Source organism: Aquipuribacter hungaricus, assembly GCF_037860755.1.
GTDB lineage: Bacteria > Actinomycetota > Actinomycetes > Actinomycetales > JBBAYJ01 > Aquipuribacter > Aquipuribacter hungaricus.
Genome location: NZ_JBBEOI010000031.1, coordinates 1 through 22,614, shown reverse-complemented (window position 1 = coordinate 22,614; position 22,614 = coordinate 1). Strand labels below are relative to the sequence as shown.

At 75.1% G+C, this 22,614-nt stretch carries 18 protein-coding genes and 1 pseudogene; 8 read left to right on the top strand and 11 right to left on the bottom strand.

Going from position 1 to position 22,614, the window contains the following annotated elements:
* Together WCS02_RS06360 and ilvD are read right to left on the bottom strand one after the other, a co-directional pair.
* A pseudogene (locus WCS02_RS06360) lies at positions 1-753 on the bottom strand (hypothetical protein); the annotation flags it as partial.
* Positions 754-855: 102 nt separating this feature from the next.
* Positions 856-2,553, bottom strand: a complete 1,698-nt coding sequence (ilvD, locus tag WCS02_RS06355) for a dihydroxy-acid dehydratase (RefSeq protein WP_340291142.1) — start codon at positions 2,551-2,553, stop codon at positions 856-858.
* 133 nt (positions 2,554-2,686) lie between these two features.
* Here ilvD and WCS02_RS06350 point away from each other — a divergent pair, with 133 nt between their 5' ends.
* Genes WCS02_RS06350 through WCS02_RS06340 form a run of 3 tightly spaced genes read left to right on the top strand, consistent with a single transcriptional unit; the run spans position 2,687 to position 5,392 of the window.
* Positions 2,687-3,949: a PQQ-dependent sugar dehydrogenase gene (locus WCS02_RS06350; protein ID WP_340291140.1), complete on the top strand. Its 1,263-nt coding sequence runs from the start codon at positions 2,687-2,689 to the stop codon at positions 3,947-3,949.
* A gap of 55 nt (positions 3,950-4,004) precedes the next feature.
* Positions 4,005-4,850 (top strand): aldo/keto reductase, encoded by an 846-nt coding sequence (locus tag WCS02_RS06345; protein ID WP_340291139.1) that lies wholly within the window; start codon positions 4,005-4,007, stop codon positions 4,848-4,850.
* Entirely contained in the window at positions 4,847-5,392 is a 546-nt protein-coding gene (locus WCS02_RS06340; protein WP_340291138.1) for an MOSC domain-containing protein, read from the top strand. Before WCS02_RS06345 ends, WCS02_RS06340 begins: the two co-directional genes overlap by 4 nt.
* A 9-nt stretch (positions 5,393-5,401) precedes the next feature.
* Here the strand turns inward: WCS02_RS06340 and gatB are convergent, their stop codons facing one another.
* Genes gatB through ligA form a run of 4 tightly spaced genes read right to left on the bottom strand, consistent with a single transcriptional unit; the run spans position 5,402 to position 11,103 of the window.
* A complete protein-coding gene (gene gatB / locus WCS02_RS06335) occupies positions 5,402-6,913 on the bottom strand; it encodes an Asp-tRNA(Asn)/Glu-tRNA(Gln) amidotransferase subunit GatB (protein WP_340291136.1) in 1,512 nt (503 codons plus the stop codon).
* Entirely contained in the window at positions 6,910-8,490 is a 1,581-nt protein-coding gene (gene gatA / locus WCS02_RS06330) for an Asp-tRNA(Asn)/Glu-tRNA(Gln) amidotransferase subunit GatA (RefSeq protein WP_340291135.1), read from the bottom strand. The genes gatB and gatA overlap by 4 nt, the downstream gene beginning before the upstream one ends.
* A gap of 1 nt (position 8,491) precedes the next feature.
* Positions 8,492-8,857 (bottom strand): Asp-tRNA(Asn)/Glu-tRNA(Gln) amidotransferase subunit GatC, encoded by a 366-nt coding sequence (gene gatC / locus WCS02_RS06325; RefSeq protein ID WP_340291134.1) that lies wholly within the window; start codon positions 8,855-8,857, stop codon positions 8,492-8,494.
* A gap of 11 nt (positions 8,858-8,868) precedes the next feature.
* Positions 8,869-11,103 (bottom strand): NAD-dependent DNA ligase LigA, encoded by a 2,235-nt coding sequence (ligA, locus tag WCS02_RS06320; protein ID WP_340291132.1) that lies wholly within the window; start codon positions 11,101-11,103, stop codon positions 8,869-8,871.
* A gap of 257 nt (positions 11,104-11,360) precedes the next feature.
* On the opposite strand from ligA, the gene WCS02_RS06315 reads away from it, so the two are divergent.
* From WCS02_RS06315 to WCS02_RS06305, 3 genes are read left to right on the top strand one after another with little or no spacing between them, the layout of a single operon-like run.
* Entirely contained in the window at positions 11,361-12,626 is a 1,266-nt protein-coding gene (locus tag WCS02_RS06315; RefSeq protein WP_340291130.1) for an extracellular solute-binding protein, read from the top strand.
* On the top strand, positions 12,626-13,609 hold the full coding sequence (locus WCS02_RS06310; RefSeq protein ID WP_340291129.1) for a carbohydrate ABC transporter permease: 984 nt from the start codon (positions 12,626-12,628) through the stop codon (positions 13,607-13,609). The genes WCS02_RS06315 and WCS02_RS06310 overlap by 1 nt, the downstream gene beginning before the upstream one ends.
* On the top strand, positions 13,606-14,535 hold the full coding sequence (locus WCS02_RS06305; RefSeq protein ID WP_340291127.1) for a carbohydrate ABC transporter permease: 930 nt from the start codon (positions 13,606-13,608) through the stop codon (positions 14,533-14,535). Before WCS02_RS06310 ends, WCS02_RS06305 begins: the two co-directional genes overlap by 4 nt.
* On the opposite strand, the gene WCS02_RS06300 is transcribed toward WCS02_RS06305, so the two are convergent.
* The gene (locus WCS02_RS06300) at positions 14,525-15,430 is read right to left on the bottom strand and encodes an endo alpha-1,4 polygalactosaminidase (RefSeq protein ID WP_340291125.1); all 906 of its coding nucleotides are present in this window, start codon (positions 15,428-15,430) and stop codon (positions 14,525-14,527) included. The genes WCS02_RS06305 and WCS02_RS06300 overlap by 11 nt on opposite strands.
* Before the next feature lie 50 nt (positions 15,431-15,480).
* Here WCS02_RS06300 and WCS02_RS06295 point away from each other — a divergent pair, with 50 nt between their 5' ends.
* Together WCS02_RS06295 and WCS02_RS06290 are read left to right on the top strand one after the other, a co-directional pair.
* Positions 15,481-18,069, top strand: a complete 2,589-nt coding sequence (locus tag WCS02_RS06295; RefSeq protein WP_340291123.1) for a DEAD/DEAH box helicase — start codon at positions 15,481-15,483, stop codon at positions 18,067-18,069.
* A gap of 113 nt (positions 18,070-18,182) precedes the next feature.
* Positions 18,183-19,115: an acyl-ACP desaturase gene (locus WCS02_RS06290; protein ID WP_340291121.1), complete on the top strand. Its 933-nt coding sequence runs from the start codon at positions 18,183-18,185 to the stop codon at positions 19,113-19,115.
* 9 nt (positions 19,116-19,124) lie between these two features.
* Here the strand turns inward: WCS02_RS06290 and WCS02_RS06285 are convergent, their stop codons facing one another.
* The 4 genes from WCS02_RS06285 to WCS02_RS06270 form a co-directional block, all read right to left on the bottom strand.
* Positions 19,125-20,135 carry a hypothetical protein gene (locus tag WCS02_RS06285; protein ID WP_340291120.1) on the bottom strand — a complete coding sequence of 337 codons (1,011 nt, stop codon included), beginning with the start codon at positions 20,133-20,135 and terminating at the stop codon, positions 19,125-19,127.
* On the bottom strand, positions 20,132-21,109 hold the full coding sequence (locus WCS02_RS06280) for an aldo/keto reductase (RefSeq protein ID WP_340291118.1): 978 nt from the start codon (positions 21,107-21,109) through the stop codon (positions 20,132-20,134). Before WCS02_RS06280 ends, WCS02_RS06285 begins: the two co-directional genes overlap by 4 nt.
* Positions 21,110-21,131: 22 nt before the next feature.
* Complete coding sequence (mnmA, locus tag WCS02_RS06275; protein WP_340291116.1) at positions 21,132-22,196, bottom strand: tRNA 2-thiouridine(34) synthase MnmA; 1,065 nt, start codon at positions 22,194-22,196, stop codon at positions 21,132-21,134.
* On the bottom strand, positions 22,193-22,614 hold a 422-nt coding region (locus tag WCS02_RS06270; RefSeq protein WP_340291114.1), incomplete at its 5' end, for an aminotransferase class V-fold PLP-dependent enzyme. The genes WCS02_RS06270 and mnmA, both read right to left, overlap by 4 nt.

Genomic DNA, 22,614 nt, shown 5'->3' with positions numbered 1-22,614 from the left:
CCGACTTGCCGGCTGCCCGGCGACCACGGGGCGGCGGCCGATCGCGGCCGCGCACGCGCTGACGACCGCCAGCGCCCAGAACGCGTCGGAGGCGACCTCCGCCGTCCCGGCGAGCCCGCCGCGCCAGGTGAGGGTGTCGGCCGCGGTCGCCGCGGCCATGGAGACCGCAAAGGGCAGCAGGGGCCGCACCCGGCCGCTCCGCCGCATGAGGCCGACGACGAGGGCGAGGACGACGAGGTCGAGCAGCAGCCACAGCCCCACCAGCGGGGCGGCCGCGCCGAGCAGCCCGCTGCCCCGCGGCAGGGCGCCGCTGTCGTCGGCGGCGAGCAGGACCAGCGCGAACGGCCCCGCGACGAGCGCCCAGCCGTCGAGCACGAGGACGAGCGCGGCGTCGGCGCGGCGGCGGACGCCCGGCAGCAGGACGAGCGCGACGATGAGGAGCAGGCACACCACCCCGCGGGCCGCGGCGCCCCAGCCGGCGGCGCCGTGCTCGCCGGTGAGCACGACCACCCCGGCGACCGGGGCGACCGTGGCCGCCACCAGCCACGCCGGCCGGTCCCCCGACCCCGAGCGCAGCGTCCGCAGCGCGAGGATCGCCGCGTAGGCGACGAGCGCGGCACCGACGAGCAGGTGCCGGGTGCCCTGCGTGGCCTGGCCGCCGACCAGGCCGATACCGAGGACGACGAGGCCGAGCACGGGTGCCACGACGGTGAGCACCACGGTGCGGAGCACCGAGGCGGACCTGTCGCTCATGTGGACCCCGTCCTCCTCGACCGCTGCCCCCGATCATGGCCGATCGGGACGGCCCCGTGGGAGCGGTTGGGCAGACCCGCCCGGTCGGGCGAGGGCGCGACCTCAGCCCGTGACGGCGCCCCGGCTGGCCGAGCCGACCGTGCGGACGTACTTGGACAGCACGCCGCGCGGCACGGTGACCTCCCGGGGCGTCCACCCCTGCCGGCGGCGGGCCATCTCGGCCTCGTCGACGAGCAGGTCGAGGCGCTCGCCGGCGACGTCGAGGCGGATCCGGTCGCCGTCCTGCACGAGCCCGACGGGGCCGCCGTCGACGGCCTCGGGGGCGACGTGGCCGACGCACAGGCCCGTCGTGCCGCCGGAGAACCGGCCGTCGGTGAGGAGCAGGACGTCCTTGCCGAGCCCGGCGCCCTTGATCGCGCCGGTGATGGCGAGCATCTCGCGCATGCCCGGGCCGCCCTTGGGGCCCTCGTAGCGGATGACGACGACGTCGTTGGCGACGATGGTGCCGTCCTCGAGCGCGTCCATCGCGGCCCGCTCGCCGTCGAACACGCGCGCGGTGCCCTCGAAGACGTCGGAGTCGAAGCCGGCGCTCTTCACGACCGCGCCCTCGGGGGCGAGGCTGCCGTGGAGGATCGTGATGCCGCCGGTGGCGTGGATGGGCTCGGTGAGGGCGCGGATGACCGTGCCGTCCGGGCTCGGTGCCTTGAGCGCGAGCAGGTCCTCGCGCATGGTCCGGCCGGTGATGGTCATGGTGTCGCCGTTGAGCAGGCCGGCCTCGAGGAGGGCCTGAAGGACGACGGGCACCCCGCCGATCCGGTCGACGTCGGTCATGACGTGGCGGCCGAACGGCTTGAGGTCGCCGATGTGCGGGACCTTGGCGCCGATCCGGCTGAAGTCGGCGAGCTCGAGCGGGACCTGGGCCTCGTCGGCGATCGCCAGCAGGTGCAGGACCGCGTTGGTGCTGCCGCCGAAGGCCATGACGACGGCGATGGCGTTCTCGAACGCCTCGCGGGTGAGGATCTGCCGGGCGGTGATGCCCTTCTCCAGCATGGCCACGACGGCCTCGCCGGAACGCTTGGCGAAGCCGTCACGGCGGCGGTCGACCGCGGGCGGGGCGGCGCTGCCGAGCAGGCTGAGGCCGAGCGCCTCGCCGACCGAGGCCATGGTGTTGGCGGTGTACATCCCGCCGCAGGCGCCCTCACCGGGGCAGATCGCGCGCTCGATGGCGTCGACGTCCTCGCGGCTCATGAGCCCGCGGGCGCAGGCACCGACCGCCTCGAAGGCGTCGATGATGGTGACCTCACGCTCGCTGCCGTCCGACATCTTCGCCAGGCCGGGCAGGATCGAGCCGGCGTAGACGAACGCGGCGGCCACGTCGAGGCGGGCCGCGGCCATCATCATCCCGGGCAGCGACTTGTCGCAGCCGGCGAGCAGGACCGCGCCGTCGAGGCGCTCGGCCTGCATGACGGTCTCGACGGAGTCGGCGATGACCTCGCGGCTCACCAGGCTGTAGTGCATGCCGACGTGGCCCATGGAGATGCCGTCGGAGACGCTGATCGTGCCGAACTCCATGGGGAAGCCGCCCGCCGCGCGGACGCCCTCCTTGGCCGAGCCCGCCAGCCGCTGGAGGCTGAGGTTGCAGGGCGTGATCTCGTTCCAGCTGCTCGCGATGCCGATCTGCGGCTTGTCGAAGTCGTCGTCGCCCATCCCGACCGCACGGAGCATGCCGCGCGCGGCCGTCCGCTCCAGGCCGTCGGTGACGTCGCGCGAACGGGGCCTGCGGTCCACCTGCTCTGCCATGGTCCGAGGGTAGGTCGCGGGCGGCCGTGGTCGCGGCCGGGTCTCGCCGCGGGGCGGGCCGTCGGTCGGGCTGCGCAGCCCGGCTGACAGGGGCGGGGTGCGGGGACCCGGCGCGGCGGCGCACAGTGGGGGCATGCGACGCGGGGGTGCCAGGGGTCAGGCCGGGGCCGTGCGGCCTGCCGGTGCGGTGCTGCTGGCCGGGGTGCTGCTCGCCGGGTGCGCAGGCGGGGAGGCGGAGGCACCGGCGCCCGGGCAGGGGTCGGTCGCCGCCGGCGCGAGCGTCCCCTCGACCACCGACGGTGCGCCCGAGCCGACAACCCCGACGACCGGGGCCTCGGCCGCCCCGTCGGCGGCGGCCGCCGCACCGGAGCCCGAGCCAACGACCACCGCCCGCGCCGCCGCGTCCGGCGTGCCCGACCCGGCCGGCGTGACCGACGTCGTCACCGGCCTGGCGGTGCCGTGGGACCTCGCGTTCCTGCCGGACGGCAGCGCCCTGGTCACCCTGCGGGACGAGGCGCGCGTGCTGCGCGTCACCGCCGACGGGTCGGTGACGCCCCTGGCGGCCGACGGCCCGGACGGCCGGGTCGCGGGCGTCGTCCCCGGCGGCGAGGGCGGCCTGCTCGGCATCACGACCGACGCGACCGCCGGCTCGGTGTTCGTCTACCTGTCGGGTGCCGACGACAACCGGGTCGTCCGGTACGCCCTCGACCAGGCCGCGGGCACGCTGAGCGCCCCCGTGCCGGTCGTCACGGGCATCCCCCGCTCCGAGGTCCACAACGGGGGCCGCCTCGACCTGGGTCCGGACGGGATGCTCTACGTGGCCACCGGGGACGCCCGCGACCGCGACGCCGCGCCGGACCCCGCGAGCCTCGCCGGCAAGATCCTCCGCGTCACCCCGGACGGTGCCCCCGCGCCCGGCAACCCCGACCCGGCCTCGCCGGTGTGGAGCAGCGGGCACCGCAACGTCCAGGGCCTCGGCTGGTCGGCCGACGGCACCATGTGGGCCGGCGAGTTCGGCCAGGACACCACCGACGAGCTCAACGTCGTCCGGCCCGGCGCCGACCACGGCTGGCCGGAGGTCGAGGGTGCCGGCGGCGTCCCCGGTCTCACCGACCCCGTCGTCACGTGGCGCACCGACGACGCCTCCCCCAGCGGGATCGCCGTCACCGACGACGCCGTGTACCTGGCGGCGCTGCGCGGCCAGCGGCTCTGGCGCGTGCCCGTCGGCCCGGGCGGCACGGTGACGGGCGAGCCGCAGGTCGCCCTGGACGGGCTCGGCCGGCTCCGACACGTCGAGGTCGCCCCCGACGGCGCCCTCTGGGTGCTCACGAGCAACACCTTCCGCGGCGACCCCCGCGAGGGCGACGACCGGGTGGTGCGCGTCCCCCTGCGGTGAGCGAGCCGTCCCTCCCCACCGGGACGGCGGACGCCGGGCTGGCTAGCGTCGGGGGATGACGCAGCCGACGGTCCCCACGCACACCCTGGTCGACGGCACCTCGCTGCCGGCGGTCGGCTTCGGCACGTACCCGCTGCGCGGCGAGGAGTGCGTCACCGCCGTGGTCTCCGCGCTCGAGGCCGGCTACCGGCTCATCGACACCGCTGTGAACTACGGCAACGAGGGCGAGGTCGGCGAGGCGCTGCGCCGCTCGGGGGTGCCGCGCGACGAGGTCGTCGTCACGAGCAAGCTCCCCGGCCGGGACCACGGCTACGACGAGGCCCTCACGAGCGTCCGCGGGTCGTTGGGGCGCCTGGGGCTGGACTTCCTCGACCTCCACCTCATCCACTGGCCGAACCCGTCCGTCGGGCGCTACCGCGAGGCGTGGCGGGCCCTGGTCACCGCCCGGGACGAGGGGCTGGTCCGCTCCCCCGGGGTCAGCAACTTCACCGAGGCCCACCTGCGCGAGGTCGTCGAGGACACCGGCGTGACCCCGGTGGTCAACCAGGTGGAGATGCACCCGGCCTTCCCGCAGGAGCAGCTGCGCGCCGCGCACCGGCGGATGGGCGTCCTCACCGAGGCGTGGAGCCCGCTCGGGGAGCGGGAGCAGCTGCTCGGGCAGCCGGCGGTGGCGGACGCCGCCGCACGCCACGGCGTCGACGGCGCCCAGGTGGTGCTCCGCTGGCACGTGCAGCTGGGCGCCGTGCCGGTGCCCAAGTCGGCGACGCCGGGGCGGCAGCGGTCCAACCTCGACGTGTTCGGCTTCTCGCTCACCGAGGAGGAGATGGCGGCGCTCACCGCCCTGGGCCGCCCGGACGGCCGTCTCTTCGACGGTGACCCGGACGTGCACGAGGAGATGTGACCGGGCCCGCGGTCGTCGCCGTCCACCGCTCGGCCCGCCACGAGTTCTCCAAGGCGGCGGCCGAGGAGGTGGAGCTCGTCGCCGGGCTGGGCGTCGCCGGCGACTGCCACGCCGGCGCCCGGGTCCAGCACCGCTCCCGGGTGCGGCGCGACCCCGACCAGCCGAACCTGCGCCAGGTCCACCTGATCGCGGGCGAACTGCTCGACGAGCTGGCCGCCGCGGGCCACGACGTCCCGCCCGGGCGGCTCGGCGAGAACGTCACCACGCGCGGGGTCGACCTGCTCGGCCTGGCCACCGGGACCACCCTGCGCCTCGGCGGCAGCGCCCTGGTCACCGTGACCGGGCTGCGGAACCCGTGCTCGCAGATCGAGTGGTCCTCCCCCGGCCTGCTCGCGCTGCTCGTCGGCCGGGACGCCGACGGCACCGTCGTGCGACGGGCCGGCGTCATGGGCGTCGTCGTGCTCGGCGGCACCGTGCGGGCGGGCGACCCCGTCGAGGTCGCGCCCCCGCCCGGCCCGCCGGTGCCGCTCGCCCTGGTCTGAGGCCGGGTCTCAGCCGGCGGCGCGCTCCAGCACGAGCTCGCGGACCCGGGCCGCGTCGGCCTGCCCGCGCATCTCCTTCATGACCGCGCCGATGATCGCGCCGGCGGCCTGCACCTTGCCGGCGCGGATCTTGTCGACCACGTCCGGGCTGGCGGCGAGCGCCCGGTCGACGGCCTCGTTGAGGGCGCCGTCGTCGGACACGACCTCGAGCCCCCGGGCGGTGGCCACGTCGGCGGGGTCGCCCTCGCCGGCGAGGACACCGTCGAGGACCTGCCGGGCCATGGAGTCGGTGAGCCGGCCGGAGTCGACCAGGCCCTGGAGCGCGGCCACCTGCTCGGGGGTGACGGCCATGTCGGCCAGCTCCGTGCCCTCGGCCTTCGCCCGGCGGGCGAGCTCGCCCATCCACCACTTGCGGGCGGCCTGCGCCGTGGCCCCCGCCGCGACGGTGGCGCCGACCAGGTCGAGCGCGTCGGCGTTGACGACGTCGCGCATCTCCATGTCGGCGAAGCCCCACTCGGCCTGCAGCCGCTTCCGCCGGGCGGCGGGCGGCTCGGGCAGCCGTGAGCGCAGCCGCTCGACCCACTCCGCGTCAGGCTCGACGGGGACGAGGTCGGGCTCGGGGAAGTAGCGGTAGTCGTCGGCGTCGGACTTGGGGCGCCCGGACGTCGTGACGCCCGTGTCCTCGTGGAAGTGCCGGGTCTCCTGCGTGACGGTGCCGCCGGCGAGCAGCACGCCCGCCTGCCGCCCGACCTCGAAGCGCACCGCGCGCTCGACCGAGCGCAGCGAGTTGACGTTCTTGGTCTCCGTGCGGGTGCCCAGCGGGCTGTCGGGCGTCGGGCGCAGCGACAGGTTGGCGTCGCAGCGCAGGTTGCCCCGCTCCATCCGGACGTCGGAGACGCCGAGCGAGCGCAGCAGCTCCCGCAGCGTGGCGACGTAGGCCTTGGCGACCTCGGCCACGCGCGCCCCCGTGCCGGTGACCGGGCGGGTGACGATCTCGATGAGGGGGATGCCGGCGCGGTTGTAGTCCACGAGGGAGTACTCCGCGCCGTGGATCCGGCCGGTGGAGCCGCCCACGTGGGTGGACTTGCCGGTGTCCTCCTCCATGTGGGCCCGCTCGATCTCGACGCGGACGACCTCGCCGTCCTCCAGCTCGACGTCCAGCCAGCCGTCGTGGGCGATGGGCTCGTCGTACTGCGAGGTCTGGAAGTTCTTCGGCATGTCCGGGTAGAAGTAGTTCTTGCGCGCCATCCGCCCGTACGGCGCGATGGTGCAGTTGAGCGCCAGGCCGATGGTGATCGCGGAGTCGACCGCCTCGGCGTTGAGCACGGGCAGCGCGCCGGGCAGGCCCAGGCAGACCGGGCAGGTCTGGCTGTTGGGCTCCGCGGCGAAGGAGTGCGCGCAGCCGCAGAACATCTTGGTCGCCGTCGACAGCTCGACGTGGACCTCCAGGCCCATGACGGGGTCGAACTGCGCGACGGCGTCCTCGTAGGACAGGACCGGGGTGGCGGCGGTGGTCGTCATGCGTGGGCTCCTTCGCGCAGCAGGGGCTGGGAGTCCCCGGCGGGCCGGGGGGCGGCCGCGACGGCGGGCGCGCGGTCGAGCAGCGACCCGCCCCAGGCGGCCTGGAGCCGGGCCTCGAGGGCGGCACCGACCCGGTACAGCCGGGCGTCCTCGGCCACCGGTGCGAGCAGCTGGATCCCGGCGGGCAGGCCGTCCTCGTCGGCGAGCCCGGTGGGCAGCGACATGCCCGGCACGCCCGCGAGGTTGGCGGGGATCGTGGCGACGTCGTTGAGGTACATCGCCATCGGGTCGTCGAGCTTGTCGCCGAACCGGAACGCCGTGGTCGGCGCCGTGGGGCTGACGAGGACGTCCGCCTGGGCGAAGCAGGCATCGAAGTCGCGCTGGACGAGCGTGCGGACCTTCTGCGCGCTGCCGTAGTAGGCGTCGTAGTAGCCGGCGCTCAGCGCGTACGTGCCCAGGATGATCCGGCGCTTGACCTCGTCGCCGAAGCCCGCCTCGCGGGTGGCCGCCATGACCTTCTCGGCCGTCGCGGCGGGGTCGGCGTCGCCCACGCGCAGGCCGAAGCGCATGGCGTCGAACTTGGCGAGGTTGCTGCTCGCCTCGCTCGGGAGGATGAGGTAGTACGCCACCAGGGCGTAGCGGAAGTGCGGGGCGGAGACCTCGACGACCTCGGCGCCGGCGGCGCGCAGGTGGTCGACGGCCTCGGCGAAGCGGGCGCGGACGCCGGGCTGGTAGCCCTCGCCGTCGAGCTCGCGGACCAGGCCTACCCGGACGCCGGCGAGGTCGCCCGAGGCGCCCTGCCGGGCGGCGGCGACCACGGGCGGCGGGCCGCCGGGCAGCGACGTGGAGTCGCGGGGGTCGTGCCCGCCCATGACCTCGTGGAGCAGTGCCGCGTCGAGCACGCTGCGGGCGCACGGGCCGGCCTGGTCGAGGCTGGAGGCCAGGGCGACCAGGCCGTAGCGGGACACCCCGCCGTAGGTCGGCTTGACGCCGACCGAGCCGGTGACGGCGGCGGGCTGGCGGATGGACCCGCCGGTGTCGGTGCCGACGGCGAGCGGTGCCTGGAAGGCGGCCACCGCGGCGGCCGACCCGCCGCCCGAGCCGCCGGGGATGCGCTCGGGGTCCCACGGGTTGCGGGTGGGGCCGTAGGCGCTGTGCTCGGTGGAGGAGCCCATGGCGAACTCGTCCATGTTGGTCTTGCCGAGCAGCGGGGTGCCCGCCTCGCGCAGCCGCGCCACCAGGGTGGCGTCGTACGGCGGCACCCAGCCCTGGAGGATCCGCGACCCGACCGTGGTCGGCATGCCGCGCGTGGCGACGACGTCCTTGACCGCGACCGGCACCCCGGCCAGCGTGGCGAGCTCGCGGCCGGCTGCCCTCGCCTCGTCGACCGCGCGGGCGGCGGCGAGGGCGTCCTCGTGTGCGACGTGGAGGAAGGCGTGGACGCCGGAGGTGGCGTCGCCGTCGACGGCGTCGATGCGCTCCAGCGCGGCGGTGGTCAGCTCGACCGAGCTCACCTGGCCCGCGGCGAGGGCGTCGGCCATCGCGGCCGCGCCCATGCGCGTGAGGTCGTCGGTCATGTCAGTCCTCCTCGAGGATGCGCGGGACCCGGAACCGGCCCTCGTCGACGGCGGGGGCGCCGGACAGCGCCTCCGCCTGGGTCAGGCCCGGGACCGGGACGTCGGGGCGGACGACGTTGCTCAGCGGCACGGGGTGGCTGGTCGCGGGCACGTCGGCGGTCGCGACCTCCTGGACCTGGGCGACCGCGTCGAGGACGACGGACAGCTCGCCCGCGAGGCGGTCCAGCTCGGCGTCGTCGAGGGCGATCCGGGCCAGGCCGGCCAGGTGGGCGACGCGCTCGCGGTCCAGGTGCTCGGGGGCCCGGCCGCCGCCCGCCGGGGCCGTGCCCTGGTCGGTGGCGGGCCCGGGGGCAGGGGTGTCGGCCATGGTCCGCGAGTCTAGGAGGTCGAGGGCGGCCCCTCGTCGACGCCGTCCGCGGCAGGCGCCGCATCGGGCGCGTCAGCCCCGTCGAGCACCCCGACCGCGTCGGGGGTGTCGGCCGCGTCGGGCACCTCGGTCGGCTCGGCCCCCGGCAGCGACGACGGCCCCTGCTCCAGCAGCCGCCGGAAGCCGTCCTCGTCGAGGACCGGGACGCCGAGCTCCTCGGCCCGGGCCGCCTTGCTCCCGGGGTTGTCGCCGACGACCACGGCGGTCGTCTTCTTCGACACGCTCCCGGCGGCCTTGCCGCCGCGGGCGAGGATCGCCTCCCTGGCCTCGTCGCGGCTGAAGCCGTCCAGCGAGCCGGTGACCACGACGCTGAGGCCCTCGAGCGTCCGCGGCGCCGAGGCGTCGCGCTCGTCGGCCATCCGCACCCCCGCGGCCTGCCAGCGGTCGACGACCGAGGCCTGCCAGTCCACGGCGAACCAGTCGACGAGGGCCTCGGCGATGACCCGGCCCACCCCGTCGGTCGCGGCGAGCTCGGCCACGGCGGCCTCGCGGTCCTCGCGCGCCCGGCCGACCGCGACGGCGCGCAGGGCGTCCATGCTGCCGTAGCGGGTGGCCAGCGCCCGCGCCGCGGTCGGGCCGACGTGGCGGACCGACAGGGCGACGAGCGTGCGCCACAGCGGCCGCCCCCGCGCGGCATCGAGGTTGTCGAGCAGCCGCCGGCCGTTGGCCGACAGCGAGCCCGACTGGTTGGTGAACAGCGGCACCCGCAGCAGCCGCTCCTCGTCCAGGTCGAACAGGTCGCCCTCGTCGAGCAGGACCCCGTCGGCCTGGAGCAGGGCCGCGGCGGCCTCGTACCCGAGCGCCTCGATGTCGAAGGCCGCCCGGCCGGCGACGTGGAACACCCGCTCCCTCAGCTGGCTGGGGCAGGTCCGGCGGTTGGGGCAGCGCAGGTCGACGTCGCCCTCCCGCTCGTGGGCCAGGGCGGTCCCGCACGAGGGGCAGTGCGTCGGCATGGTGAACTTGCGCTCGCTGCCGTCCCGCTCCTCGACGACCGGCCCGAGCACCTCGGGGATGACGTCGCCCGCCTTGCGGATCCACACCGCGTCGCCGATGAGCACGCCCTTGCGGCGCACCTCGTCGCCGTTGTGCAGCGTCGCCATGCCGACGGTCGAGCCGGCCACGAGCACCGGCTCCATGACGGCGAACGGTGTCACCCGGCCGGTCCGCCCCACGTTGACCTGGATGTCGAGCAGGCGGGTGCGCACCTCTTCCGGCGGGTACTTGTAGGCGGTCGCCCAGCGCGGCGCGCGGCTGGTGGACCCGAGCCGGCGCTGCAGCGACAGCTGGTCGACCTTGACGACCACGCCGTCGATCTCGTGGACGACGTCGTGGCGGTGCTCGGCGTAGTGGGCGACGTACTCCTCGACCTCGGCCAGGGTGTCGACGACGCGGTAGGAGTCGGCCGTGGGCAGGCCCCACGCGCGCAGCAGGTCGTAGCCCTCGGACTGCCGGGTCGCGGCCAGGCCGTCGTGCACGCCGATGCCGTGCACCCGCATGTCGAGCGGGCGGCGCGCCGTCACCCGGGGGTCCTTCTGGCGCAGGGACCCGGCGGCGGCGTTGCGCGGGTTGGCGAACGGGCTCCTCCCCGCCTCCGTGAGCTCGGCGTTGAGCGCCGCGAAGGCCTCGACCGGGAAGAACACCTCGCCGCGCACCTCGAGCCGGGCCGGGACCGGGGCGTCCTCGTGGCGCAGCCGGGCCGGGACGGAGCCGATGGTGCGGACGTTGAGCGTGATGTCCTCGCCGGTGTACCCGTCGCCCCGGGTGAGCGCCCGCTCGAGGACCCCGTCCACGTAGACGAGGTTGACGGCCAGCCCGTCGATCTTGAGCTCGCACAGGTACCGGACGTCCTCGCCCGCCGCGGCGACCGCGCGCGCCCCCCACTCCCGCAGCTCCTCCGGGGAGAAGACGTTGTCCAGGCTGAGCATCCGCGAGGGGTGGTCGACCGCGTCGAAGGTGGTGGAGAACGTGCCGCCCACCTTCTGGGTCGGGCTCTCGGGGCTGAGCAGCACCGGGTGGGCCTGCTCCAGCGCCTGCAGCTCGCGGAAGAGCGCGTCGTACTCGTCGTCACCGACCGTCGGGCTGTCGCGGACGTAGTAGGAGAACTGGTGCCGCCGCAGCTCCTCCGCGAGCGCGGCCGCCCGGGCGCGGACGTCGTCGGGCACGTCGGTGGTCGGCGTCTGGCTCACCCCGCAGATGCTGCCACCGGGGGCGGACAGAGCCACCCCGGGAGCGTCCGGCGCGCGCCACGGGCAGCACCCGCTCGCATTTGTCCACACCCAGGAGCACAGTGCGTAGGACGCTGCGGGCCACCGCCCGCACGGCGTCGCCAGCGCACCCGCACACCGGGGCCGGACCCCCGTCCTGGCCCCGACCACGAGGAGGTGGACACATGGACGACGGTCGGGCTTCCCTGACACGACGCTCGCTGCTGGCCGCAGGAGGCGTGGCCAGCCTGGGTCTGGCCGGCTGCTCCGCGGCCGACCCCCTGGTCGACGTCGGGCCCCCGCTGCCGGAGCAGGGCTACGACGGCCCCCCGGTGGAGCTGAGCTACTGGACCGGGTTCACCGGCGGCGACGGCCCCACGATGCGGGCCATCGTCCAGGACTTCAACGACAGCCAGGACCTGATCCGCGTCGAGATGAACACCGTGCAGTGGGCGCAGTACTACCAGCGGGTCGCGGCCGCCGTGCACGCCGGCAAGGGCCCGGACATCGGCGCCCTGCAGATCGACCAGCTCGCCACGCAGAGCTCGCGGCAGACCCTCAACCCCCTCGACGACGTGCTCGACCAGCTCGCCGTCTCCGCCGAGGACTACCCGTCGGAGGTCTGGGACGGCGGCGTCTTCCGCGACCAGCGCTACGGCATCCCCCTGGACGTGCACTCGCTGGCCTCGTACGCCAACCGGGGCCTGCTGGAGGAGGCCGGGCTGTCCGGCGAGATCCCCTCCGACGGCGAGGGGTACCTGGCGTTCCTCGAGCAGGCGCGCGCCGCCGGGATCGACGAGCCCTTCTGGATGCCGAACCGGTGGCCCGCCCACCTGATGTTCCTGTCGCTGCTGTGGCAGTTCGGGGGCGAGCCCTACGCCGAGGACGGCACGGAGGCGACGTTCGACAGCGACGCCGGGGTGCAGGCGCTGGAGTGGATGCGGGGCGTCGTGGACCTGGGTCTGAGCCCGGCCAACGTCGCCATCGACTCCCAGTACACGGCGTTCAAGGACAACCGGGGCGCGGTGACCTGGGACGGCATCTGGCAGATCAACGACGTCGGCGGGACCGAGCTGGACTGGGAGCTCAGCCCCGTCCCGACCATCGGGCCCGAGCCGGCTGTCTGGGCCAGCTCGCACCAGCTCGTGCTGTTCAAGTCCCGGGCCCCCGACGACGACAAGCTTCAGGCGGGCAAGCAGTTCATCCGGTACCTGGCGGAGAACTCGGCCGCGTGGGCGGAGTCGGGGATGGTCCCGGCCCGGGCGTCGGCCCGCGAGGAGCCGGAGTTCCTGGAGTCGACGTCGTCCTCCATCGCCGAGGCGGTCCCGACGATGCGGTTCCTCCCGCCCGTCCCCGCGCTCGGCGACGTGCAGGCGCAGACCCTCGAGCTGGCCGTGAGCGACGCCGTCCTCGGGCGGGTCGAGCCCGCCGAGGCGCTACGGACGCAGGCCGCGCGGGCGACCACCCTCATGCAGGCCAACCTCGAGAAGTTCGGAGTCCGCTGATGAGCGAGACCGCCACGTCGGCCGCCCCGGCGGCCGCGGTCACGTCGGGGCGGGCCGCGCCCGCCCCGACGCACCGCAGCCGCTCGGGCGAGGCCCGCACGGCCTACCTGTTCCTGGCCCCGTACCTGGTCCTGTTCACGGTGTTCGTCCTCGTGCCGATCGTGTACGGGCTGTGGATCAGCCTCCACGCCTACGACTTCACGCTGCCGGAGCAGCCGTTCGTCGGCCTGGACAACTACACCGGCCTGTTCGACGGCAGCTCGCCGTTCGCCGGGCCGTTCTGGAACTCGATGCAGGCGACGTACCTGTTCACGGTGCTGACGGTGCCGCTGCTGCTGGTGGTCCCCCTGCTCGTCGCGCTGCTCATGAACGGCAAGTTCCCCGGCCGGACCGTCTTCCGGGCGATGTACTTCGCGCCCTACGTGCTCGGCGTGGCCGTCGTCTCGGTCCTGTGGCGCTACCTGCTCGACGGCAACATCGGCCTGGTCAACTACTACGCCGGCCTTCTGGGCCTGCCGGACACCACCCCGTGGCTGACCGACCTGCCGTGGGCATGGGCGTCTCTGGTCTTCGTCACCGTGTGGTGGACGCTCGGCTTCAACGCCGTCATCTACCTGGCGGCGCTGCAGGAGATCTCGCCCGACCTGTACGAGGCCGCCCGGGTGGACGGGGCCAACGCGTGGCAGCGGTTCTGGAACGTCACGCTGCCGGGCCTGCGCCCGGTGCTCATCTTCGTCACCAGCGTCACCCTCATCGCCTGCGTCAACATGTTCGGCCAGTCCTGGCTCATGACCCAGGGCGGTCCCGGCACCGAGACCCGGACCGCGATCTACCAGATCGCCGACACCGGCCTGACGAACTTCACCTCGGGTGCCGCGTCGGCGATGTCGACGCTCTTCACCCTCTCCCTCATCCTCGTCAACATCGTGATCTTCGTCCTCCTGCGCGAGCGCGAGGGCGGACGGAAGGGGGCTCGACGATGAGCACCGCGACCTCTGCTGCACCCGCCGGCGCCGGGCGCGAGCGCCCGGGGCGGCGTCCCGCCGGCACCGACACCACCGCGAGCGGACGGCGGCGGGGCAAGGGCAGCCCTGTCCCCCGCATCCTCGCCTACGTCGCGCTGGTGCTGCTGACGCTGCTGTTCGTCAGCCCGCTGCTCTACATGCTGGTGACGTCCTTCAAGACGACCGCCGACGCCGGGTCGGCCACGCCCCAGTGGATCCCGGACTCGCCGACCCTCGCCGCCTACCGGGAGATCCTCGGCAACCCGGCGACGCCGGTGCTGCGCTGGTTCCTCAACAGCCTGCTGGCGGCCGCGCTGCAGAGCCTGCTGATCGTGGCGACGGCGGCCCTCGCGGCCTACGCGCTGGCGCGGCTGGAGTTCCCGGGCAAGAAGCTCGTCACCCTGCTCATCCTGGCGACGCTCTTCGTCCCGCCGGTCACCCTGCTCATCCCCAACTACCTCATCGTCGGCCAGCTCGGCTGGCTGGACTCGCTCGCGGCGATCGTCGTGCCGGGTGCGGCGGGGGCGTTCGGGGTGTTCTTCCTGCGGCAGTTCTTCGTCAGCCTCCCGCCGGAGCTGGAGGAGGCCGCCTCGCTCGACGGCGCCAACCGCTTCCAGGTGTTCTGGAAGGTCATCCTGCCGCTGAGCCGTCCCGCCCTGGCCACCCTGGCGATGCTGTCGTTCCTCACCAACTGGAACGACTTCCTCTGGCCGGTGTTCACCCTGTTCTCCCCGGAGAACCAGACCCTCAGCGCCGGGCTGTCGACGCTGCAGAACGCCAACGCGGTCCGCTACGACCTCCTCATGGCCGGCGCGATGATCGCGAGCGTGCCCGTGCTGGTCCTGTTCATCGCCTCCCAGCGCTACGTCGTCGAGGGCGTCTCGCGCGCCGGCGTCAAGGGCTGACGTCGTCGCACCAGCGCCTCACGTACGACCCCGAGGTCGGCACCGAGAGCCCCACGTCCCGCCGGACGACCGGGACCTCGGTGCCGACCTCGTCGCACGCCCGTGCCATGCCCTCGTCGTCGTACTCCACGACGAGGACCGCGCCGCCGTACAGCGCCGTGTACGCGCCGCACTCGCGGTAGCGCCCGCACTCCTCGGCGACGGCCAGGTCGAAGCCGACCACGTCCCGCGCCTCGTAGCGGGTGAGCTGCGGGGTGTTCTTCTGGGCCACGGCGAGGCCGAGGGCGTGCGCCCGGTCCGCGAGCAGCGCCGCGTGGGCCACCGCGTCGTCGCGGCCGAACGGCACCCGCCCCTGCTCGGGCGTGCCGTCGAAACGGGTCCAGCTGTCGAGGTTGTCGAGCTCGACGGCGTCGAAGCCGCGGTCGGCGCAGGTCTGCAGCACCGGCGCCAGCCAGGCCGCCGCCTCCGCCCGGCGGGCCGCGGTGCTGATGTCGACCAGCAGCTCGCCGGGCCAGCCCGGGTCCTCCCCCAGCCCGCCGAGCAGCAGGTGCGCCGGCCACGCCGAGCGCTCGTCCGGCCGGGTCCCGTCGCCGTCCGGCTGGGTCTGGAAGGCGTTGACGTAGCAGACGGAGTACGCCCCGGGCAGCGGACGGCCGTCGTGCCAGTCGCGGACGACCACGCCGACGCCGCCCGGCGGCCCCTCCCCGGGGACCGGGTCGTGGTCGCCGCCGAGCTGGTAGTCCAGCCGCGCCCCGGCCGGCGGCAACGCCACCGGCGGGCCGACCTCGTCCGGGTCGCCGCACCCCGCGAGGGCGCCGGCGGCCAGCAGCAGCAGCAGCACCGTCAGCGCCGGCAGCACCCTCGCGGCCGCCCCCCGCGCCCCGGCCGTCCCCACGGCAGCAGGGTCGCACCCCGGACGGACGGGCAGGGGACACTGGTACGGCCATGACCTCACCGCAGATGCTCCCCGCCCCCGACGACGTCCGGCACGCCCTGCCGCTGCCCGACGAGGGCCCGGGCGCCCGACCGCCCCTGGCCGACGTGGTGCGGGGCACGGACCCCGACAGCGTGCTCGAGGCGATGTCGGCCTGGGCCGCGGCCGACGGCCTCACGCTTTACCCCCACCAGGAGGAGGCCCTGCTCGAGCTGGCCTCCGGCTCGCACGTGGTGCTGTCCACGCCGACCGGGTCCGGCAAGTCGCTCGTGGCGGTCGGCGCGCACGCGCTGGCCCTGGCCGAGGGCCGCCGCAGCTTCTACACCGCGCCCATCAAGGCGCTGGTGAGCGAGAAGTTCTTCGCCCTGTGCGACGTGTTCGGCGCCGAGCGCGTCGGGATGATGACCGGGGACGCCGGCATCAACACCGACGCCCCGATCGTCTGCGCGACCGCCGAGGTCCTCGCCAACCTCGCGCTGCGCCAGGGCCGCGCCGCGGACGTCGGCCAGGTCGTCATGGACGAGTTCCACTACTACGGCGACCGTGACCGCGGCTGGGCCTGGCAGGTCCCGCTGGTGGAGCTCGTCGACGCCCAGCTCCTGCTCATGAGCGCGACGCTCGGGGACATGCGGCCGCTGGCGGAGCGGGTGCAGGAACGCACCGGCCGCCCCGTCGGGCTGGTCACCAGCGCCGAGCGGCCCGTCCCCCTGGACTTCGAGTACTCCCTCACCCCGCTGCACGAGACCGTCGAGCTGCTCCTGCGCGGCGACCGGGCGCCGGTGTACGTCGTCCACCCGACCCAGAAGGACGCGCTCGACCACGCCTCGAGCCTGCTCAGCGGCACGCTGCGCACCAAGGAGCAGAAGGAGGCCATCCGCGCCGAGGTGGGGGCCTTCCGGTTCGGCACGGGCTTCGGCAAGACCCTCTCGCGCCTGGTCGCCGCCGGGGTGGGCGTCCACCACGCCGGGATGCTGCCCCGCTACCGGCGCCTGGTCGAGCGCCTCACCCAGCGGGGCCTGCTCGCGGTGGTGTGCGGCACGGACACCCTCGGCGTCGGCATCAACGTCCCCATCCGCACCGTCCTCGTGGTCTCCCTCACCAAGTTCGACGGGCGCAAGGTCCGGCTGCTGTCCGCCCGCGAGTTCCACCAGGTCGCCGGCCGGGCGGGGCGCGCCGGCTACGACACCGCCGGCACCGTGGTCGTCCAGGCGCCCGAGCACGTCATCGAGAACGAGCGGATGGCCGCCAAGGCCAGCAACGACCCCGCCAAGCGCCGCAAGATCGTCAAGAAGAAGCCCGTGCCCGGCACGGTGACCTGGGGCGAGGAGACCTTCGACCGGCTCGTCCACGCCCAGCCCGAGCCGCTGGCCAGCCACTTCCGCATCACGCACTCCCTGCTGCTCAACGTCGTGGCCCGCCCCGGCGACGCCGTCGCGGCGGTGCGGCACCTCATCGAGGACTCCGACGAGCCCCGGCCCCGGCAGCTGCAGCACATGAAGCGCGCCATCTCGGCCTACCGCTCCCTGCTCACCGCGGGCGTGGTGGAGAAGGTCGACCCGCCGGACGCCGAGGGACGCACCGTCCGCCTCACCGTGGACCTGCAGCGCGACTTCGCCCTCAACCAGCCGCTGTCGACGTTCGCCCTGGCCGCCATGGAGCTGCTCGACAAGGACTCCCCCGACTACGCCCTCGACGTGGTCAGCGTCATCGAGGCCACCCTCGACGACCCGCGCCAGGTGCTCTACGCCCAGCGCAACGCCGCCCGCGGCGAGGCCGTGCAGGGCATGAAGGCCGAGGGCATCGAGTACGAGGAGCGGATGGAGCTGCTGGAGGAGGTCACCCACCCCCGCCCGCTGGCCGAGCTGCTCGGGCAGGCGTTCGAGACCTACGCCGAGGCCCAGCCCTGGGTGACGGAGTACGAGCTGAGCCCCAAGTCGGTGGTGCGGGACATGGTGGAGCGGGCCGCGACCTTCACCGAGTACGTCCGCGCCTACGACCTGGTCCGCTCCGAGGGCGTCCTGCTGCGCTACCTCGCTGACGCCTACCGGGCGCTTCGGCAGACCGTGCCCGACGAGGCCCGGACCGAGGAGCTGCGCGACCTCGTCGAGTGGCTCGGCGAGCTGGTCCGCCAGGTCGACTCCTCGCTGCTGGACGAGTGGGCGCAGCTGGCGGCGGGCACCGAGGCCGGGGCCGAGCTGCGGCCCGGGTCCGTCGACGACGGGCCTCCCCCGGTCACCCGCAACACCCGGGCGTTCCGGGTCCTCGTCCGCAACGAGCTGTTCCGCCGGGTGCGGATGGCCTCGCTGCGGCACTGGAACTACCTCGGCGACCTCGACCACGACTCCGGCTGGGACGCCGAGCGCTGGCGCGAGGTGCTCGAGGCGTACTTCGCCGAGCACGACCAGATCGGGACCGGCCCGGACGCCCGCGGCCCGGACCGGTTCATGGTCACCATCGAGCCCGGCCTGTGGCGGGTGCGTCAGGCCTTCGACGACCCGCTCGGGCACCTGGACTGGGGCATCAGCGCCGAGGTCGACCTGGCCGCCTCCGACGAGGCCGGCGAGGCCGTCGTCCGGGTGGTCGACGTGGGCCGGCTGTGAGGCGCGGCACGCCGCCCCCGGGCCGCCCGGGTGCTGCATCCGAACCTACGGGCGCGTAGGTTGGCCGGACAGGACCGGCACGCCCCCCGCCGGCCCGTGAGGAAGGACCTGCCATGACGCTGTCGGACACCACCCGCCTGCTGCACGAGCTCGAGCCCGTCGTCGCCGAGAACCTGGACCGCCACCTGGCGACGACCAAGGAGTGGATGCCGCACGAGTACATCCCGTGGAGCCAGGGCCGGGACTTCGTCGGCCCTGACGGCGAGCCGTGGAGCGTGGAGCAGTCCCGCCTCACGCCCATCGCCCGCACGGCGCTGGAGCTCAACCTCCTCACCGAGGACAACCTCCCCAGCTACCACCGCGAGATCGAGCGCGCCTTCGGCAACGACGGCCCGTGGGGCACGTGGGTCGGCCGCTGGACCGCCGAGGAGGGCCGCCACGGCTACGCGCTGCGGGACTACCTGCTGGTGACCCGCGGCGTGGACCCCGAGCAGCTCGAGCGCGCGCGGATGGCGACCATGACGGCCGGCTTCGACTCCGGCGACAAGCCGCTGCTGCGGGTGTGCGCGTACGTGTCGTTCCAGGAGCTCGCCACCCGGGTGAGCCACCGCAACACCGGCAAGTACACCGAGGACCCGATCGCCAACAAGCTCATGGCGCGGATCTCGATGGACGAGAACCTGCACATGATCTTCTACCGGAACCTCGTCACGGCGTCGCTGGAGATCAGCCCCGACGCCATGGTCCAGGCGATCCGTGACGAGATCGTCGACTTCCAGATGCCCGGCGCGGGCATCGAGGGCTTCCAGCGCAAGGCGTTCCAGATGGCGCAGGCGGGGATCTACGACCCGCGCAACCACCTGGACGACGTCGTCATGCCGCTGCTGCGCCACTGGGGCGTCATGGAGATGACGGGCCTCGGGCCCGAGGGCGAGCGGGCCCGCACCGAGCTCGCGCAGTTCCTCGCCACGGCGGACTCCCAGGCGGCCACGTTCGTCGAGAAGCGCGAGGCCTCCGCGGCCCGCAAGGCCGCCCGCACCGCCTGAGCGTCCCGGTCAGGTCCCGTCGCGGAGCAGCTCGGCCGCCCGTGCCGTGCGGGCCAGGTCCTCGCGCGACATCCCGCGCCCGGGGACGGACGGGACGGCGCCGAGCGCCGTCCGAGCCAGCAGGTCGCCGTCGATGCCGGTCTGCTGGCACGGGCCGCTCACCAGGGCGGCCAGTGCCTCGGGGTCGGCGGCCCGCCCCGCACCGCGCGGGGTGAGGACGGTCGTCGTGCCGGCATCCAGGAGCCCGGCGACCCGGTCCCACACGGCGGACCCTGCGCCCGAGGCCTCCGACGGGACGCGGACGGCGACCCCGTCGGCGAGGGTCTCCCCGAGCAGGGCCAGCGGGGCGTCCTCGTCGTGGCAGCGCAGCACGACGGCGGCACCGGCGGCGTGGGCCGCGCCGACGACCGTGCGCAGGCCCTCGCGGACCTCCTGCACCGGCACCGAGCGGAGGCTGCCGTAGCCGCTGGCCGTCGGCACCCGGCCCAGCAGGACGGCGGGCAGCGAGGGCTCGTCGAGCAGCACGACGAGGTCGGCACCGGAGGCGGCGCGGCGGACGGCGGCGAGCACGTCACCCAGGCCCACGGCGAGGGACTCCACGACGTCGCGGCGCGCACCGGGGTCGGACACCGCCACCTCGCCGCGCTGGCGCTGGAGCGCCGCGGCCAGGGACCACGGCCCGAGCAGGCCGACCTGCAGCGCGAGCGCCTGCGCGGCCTCCTCGCCGCGCTCGGCGAGGGCATCGAGGTCCTGGCCCCACCAGGACCGACCACGGCCCAGGTCGGCACCGGGCCGGTCGACGAGCCGCCAGCCGGACGGCTGCAGGTCCACCGGCATGTCGACGAGGAACGACGCGCTGCGCCCCACCGCGTCGGCACCGACGCCGCGGTCGGGCAGCTCGGGGACGAAGGGCAGGTGGCCCGCCCCGAGCTCGCCGAGGACGAGGTCCAGGGCGTGGTCGGGGCGGGTGCCGGGCAGGGCCCCGGGGGCGGACGCCCAGGGCCCCGCCGGCAGGCTCACCACGAGTCGTGGACCAGGGGCCGGACGTGCCGGTCGTACACGGCCGCGACGGCGTCGCGCTCGTCGGCGGTCAGCGCGGGGCTGCCGGCCACCGCGGCGTTGCGCCGGGCCTGCTCGGCGTTGCGGGCACCCGGGATGACGGTGGTGACGCCCGGGGTGTCGACGACCCAGCGCAGGGCCAGCTCCGCCAGCGGCCGGTCGCCGGCGACCTCACGAAGCTCCTCGACCGCGCGGAGGCCGACCTCGAACGGCACGCCGGCGAAGGTCTCGCCGACGTCGAAGGCGGAGCCGTCGCGGTTGTACGTGCGGTGGTCGTCGGCCGCGAACGTCGTCGAGGCGTCGTACTTGCCGCTGAGCAGCCCGGATGCCAGCGGCACCCGCGCGATGATGCCGACGCCCGCCTCCTGGGCCGCGGGCAGCACCTGCTCCAGCGGCTTGAGCCGGAACGCGTTGAGGATGATCTGGACGGTGGCCACGCCCGGGCGGGCGATGGCCGTGAGGGCCTCGTCGGTCCGCTCGACGCTCACGCCGTAGGCGCGCAGCGAGCCGTCGGCGACGAGCTGGTCGAGGGCGTCGAAGACGGCGTCGGCGGAGTACACCGGGGTGGGCGGGCAGTGCAGCTGGACCAGGTCGAGGGTCTCGACGCCGAGGTTCTCGCGGGACCGGTCGGTCCAGGCGCGCAGGTTCTCGGGCGTGAACGCCTCGGGGACGTGGGGGTCGGCGCGGCGGCCGGCCTTGGTGGCGACGAGGACGTCGTCGCGGGCGGCGACGGCGCGGCCGACGAGGCGCTCGCTGCGGCCGTCACCGTAGACGTCGGCGGTGTCGAGGAACGTGACGCCGGCGTCGAGGGCACCGTCGAGGGTGGCCAGGGCGTCGGCGTCGTCGACGTCGCCCCAGTCCGCGCCCAGCTGCCAGCAGCCGAGGCCGACGACGGACAGGGACGCACCGAGGCGGGGGACGTGTCGGGACTCCATGCCCACGAGCCTAGGGGCGTGCTCAGGCCGCGCGCACCGCGCCCAGGACGCGGTCGCCGTCGTACACGGCCACCGTCTGGCCGGCCGCCACGGCCGGGAGCCGGTCGACCGGGCGCAGCACGACCCGGTCGCCGTCGGCGTGCACCTGCGCGGGCACCGGGGCGGCGTGGGCGCGCACCTGCACGTGCACCGCAGCCCCGGCGGCGGGCGCCGTGCGGTGCCAGACGGGGTCCTGCCCGACGACCTCGTCGACGAGCAGGTCGGCCGCCCCGCCCACGGTGACGGTGCGCTCGACGGGGCTGATGGACAGCACGTACCGGGGGGCGCCGTCGGCGGCAGGGCGGTCCAGCCGCAGGCCGCGGCGCTGACCGACGGTGAAGCGGTGGGTGCCGTCGTGGCGGCCGACCTCGGTGCCGTCGCGGTCGACCACGGGCCCGGGGGCGTCGCCGAGGCGGCGGGTGAGCCAGGCGGCGGTGTCGCCGTCGGGCACGAAGCAGATGTCGTGGCTGTCGGGCTTGCCCGCCACGGACAGGCCCCGGTCGGCGGCCTCGGCGCGCAGGCCTGCCTTGGACGGCTCTGACCCCAGCGGCAGGACGACGTGGGCCAGCCGCTGCGCGGGCACGGAGGCGAGCACGTAGGACTGGTCCTTGGCGGCGTCGGCGGCCCGGTAGAGCGCCGGGCCGTCCGGGCCCTGCTCCAGGCGGGCCCAGTGCCCGGTCGCGACGGCGTCGAAGCCGAGGGCGAGGGCGCGGTCGAGGAGCGCGGAGAACTTGATCCGCTCGTTGCAGCGCACGCACGGGTTGGGGGTGCGGCCCGCGGCGTAGGCGGCGACGAAGTCGTCGACGACGTCGGCCTGGAACCGCTCGGCGAGGTCCCAGACGTAGAACGGGATGCCGAGCACGTCGGCGCTGCGACGGGCGTCGCCGGCGTCCTCGACGCTGCAGCAGCCGCGCGAACCGGTGCGCTGCTGGGCGGGCGAGCGGGACAGGGCCAGGTGCACCCCGACGACCTCGTGCCCGGCGTCCACCGCACGGGCGGCGGCCACCGCGGAGTCCACGCCGCCGGACATGGCGGCGAGCACCCTCACGGCACGGTCACCGCGGCGCCGCTCACCCGTGCCGCGGCGGCGCGGGCGCGGCGGAGGATCGCCGGCAGGACCGCGAGGACCCGGTCGACGTCGGCCTCGGTGCTCGTGCGCCCGAGCGAGAACCGGAGCGCGCCGCGGGCCTCGACGTCGGTGACGGCCATGGCCGACAGCACGTGCGAGGGCTCGGGGACCCCGGCCCGGCACGCGGACCCGGTGGACACCGCGATGCCGTCGGCGTCGAACAGGTACAGCAGGGAGTCGCCCTCGCAGCCGGTGAACGTCACGTGCAGGTTGCCCGGCAGCCGCGCGCCGGGGGCGTGCCGGTCCGCGCCGCGCACCACGGCGGTGGGGTCGAGGGCGGCGATGCCGTCGGCGAGCCGGTCCCGCAGCGCGGCGACACGGGGGGCCTGCAGCGGCT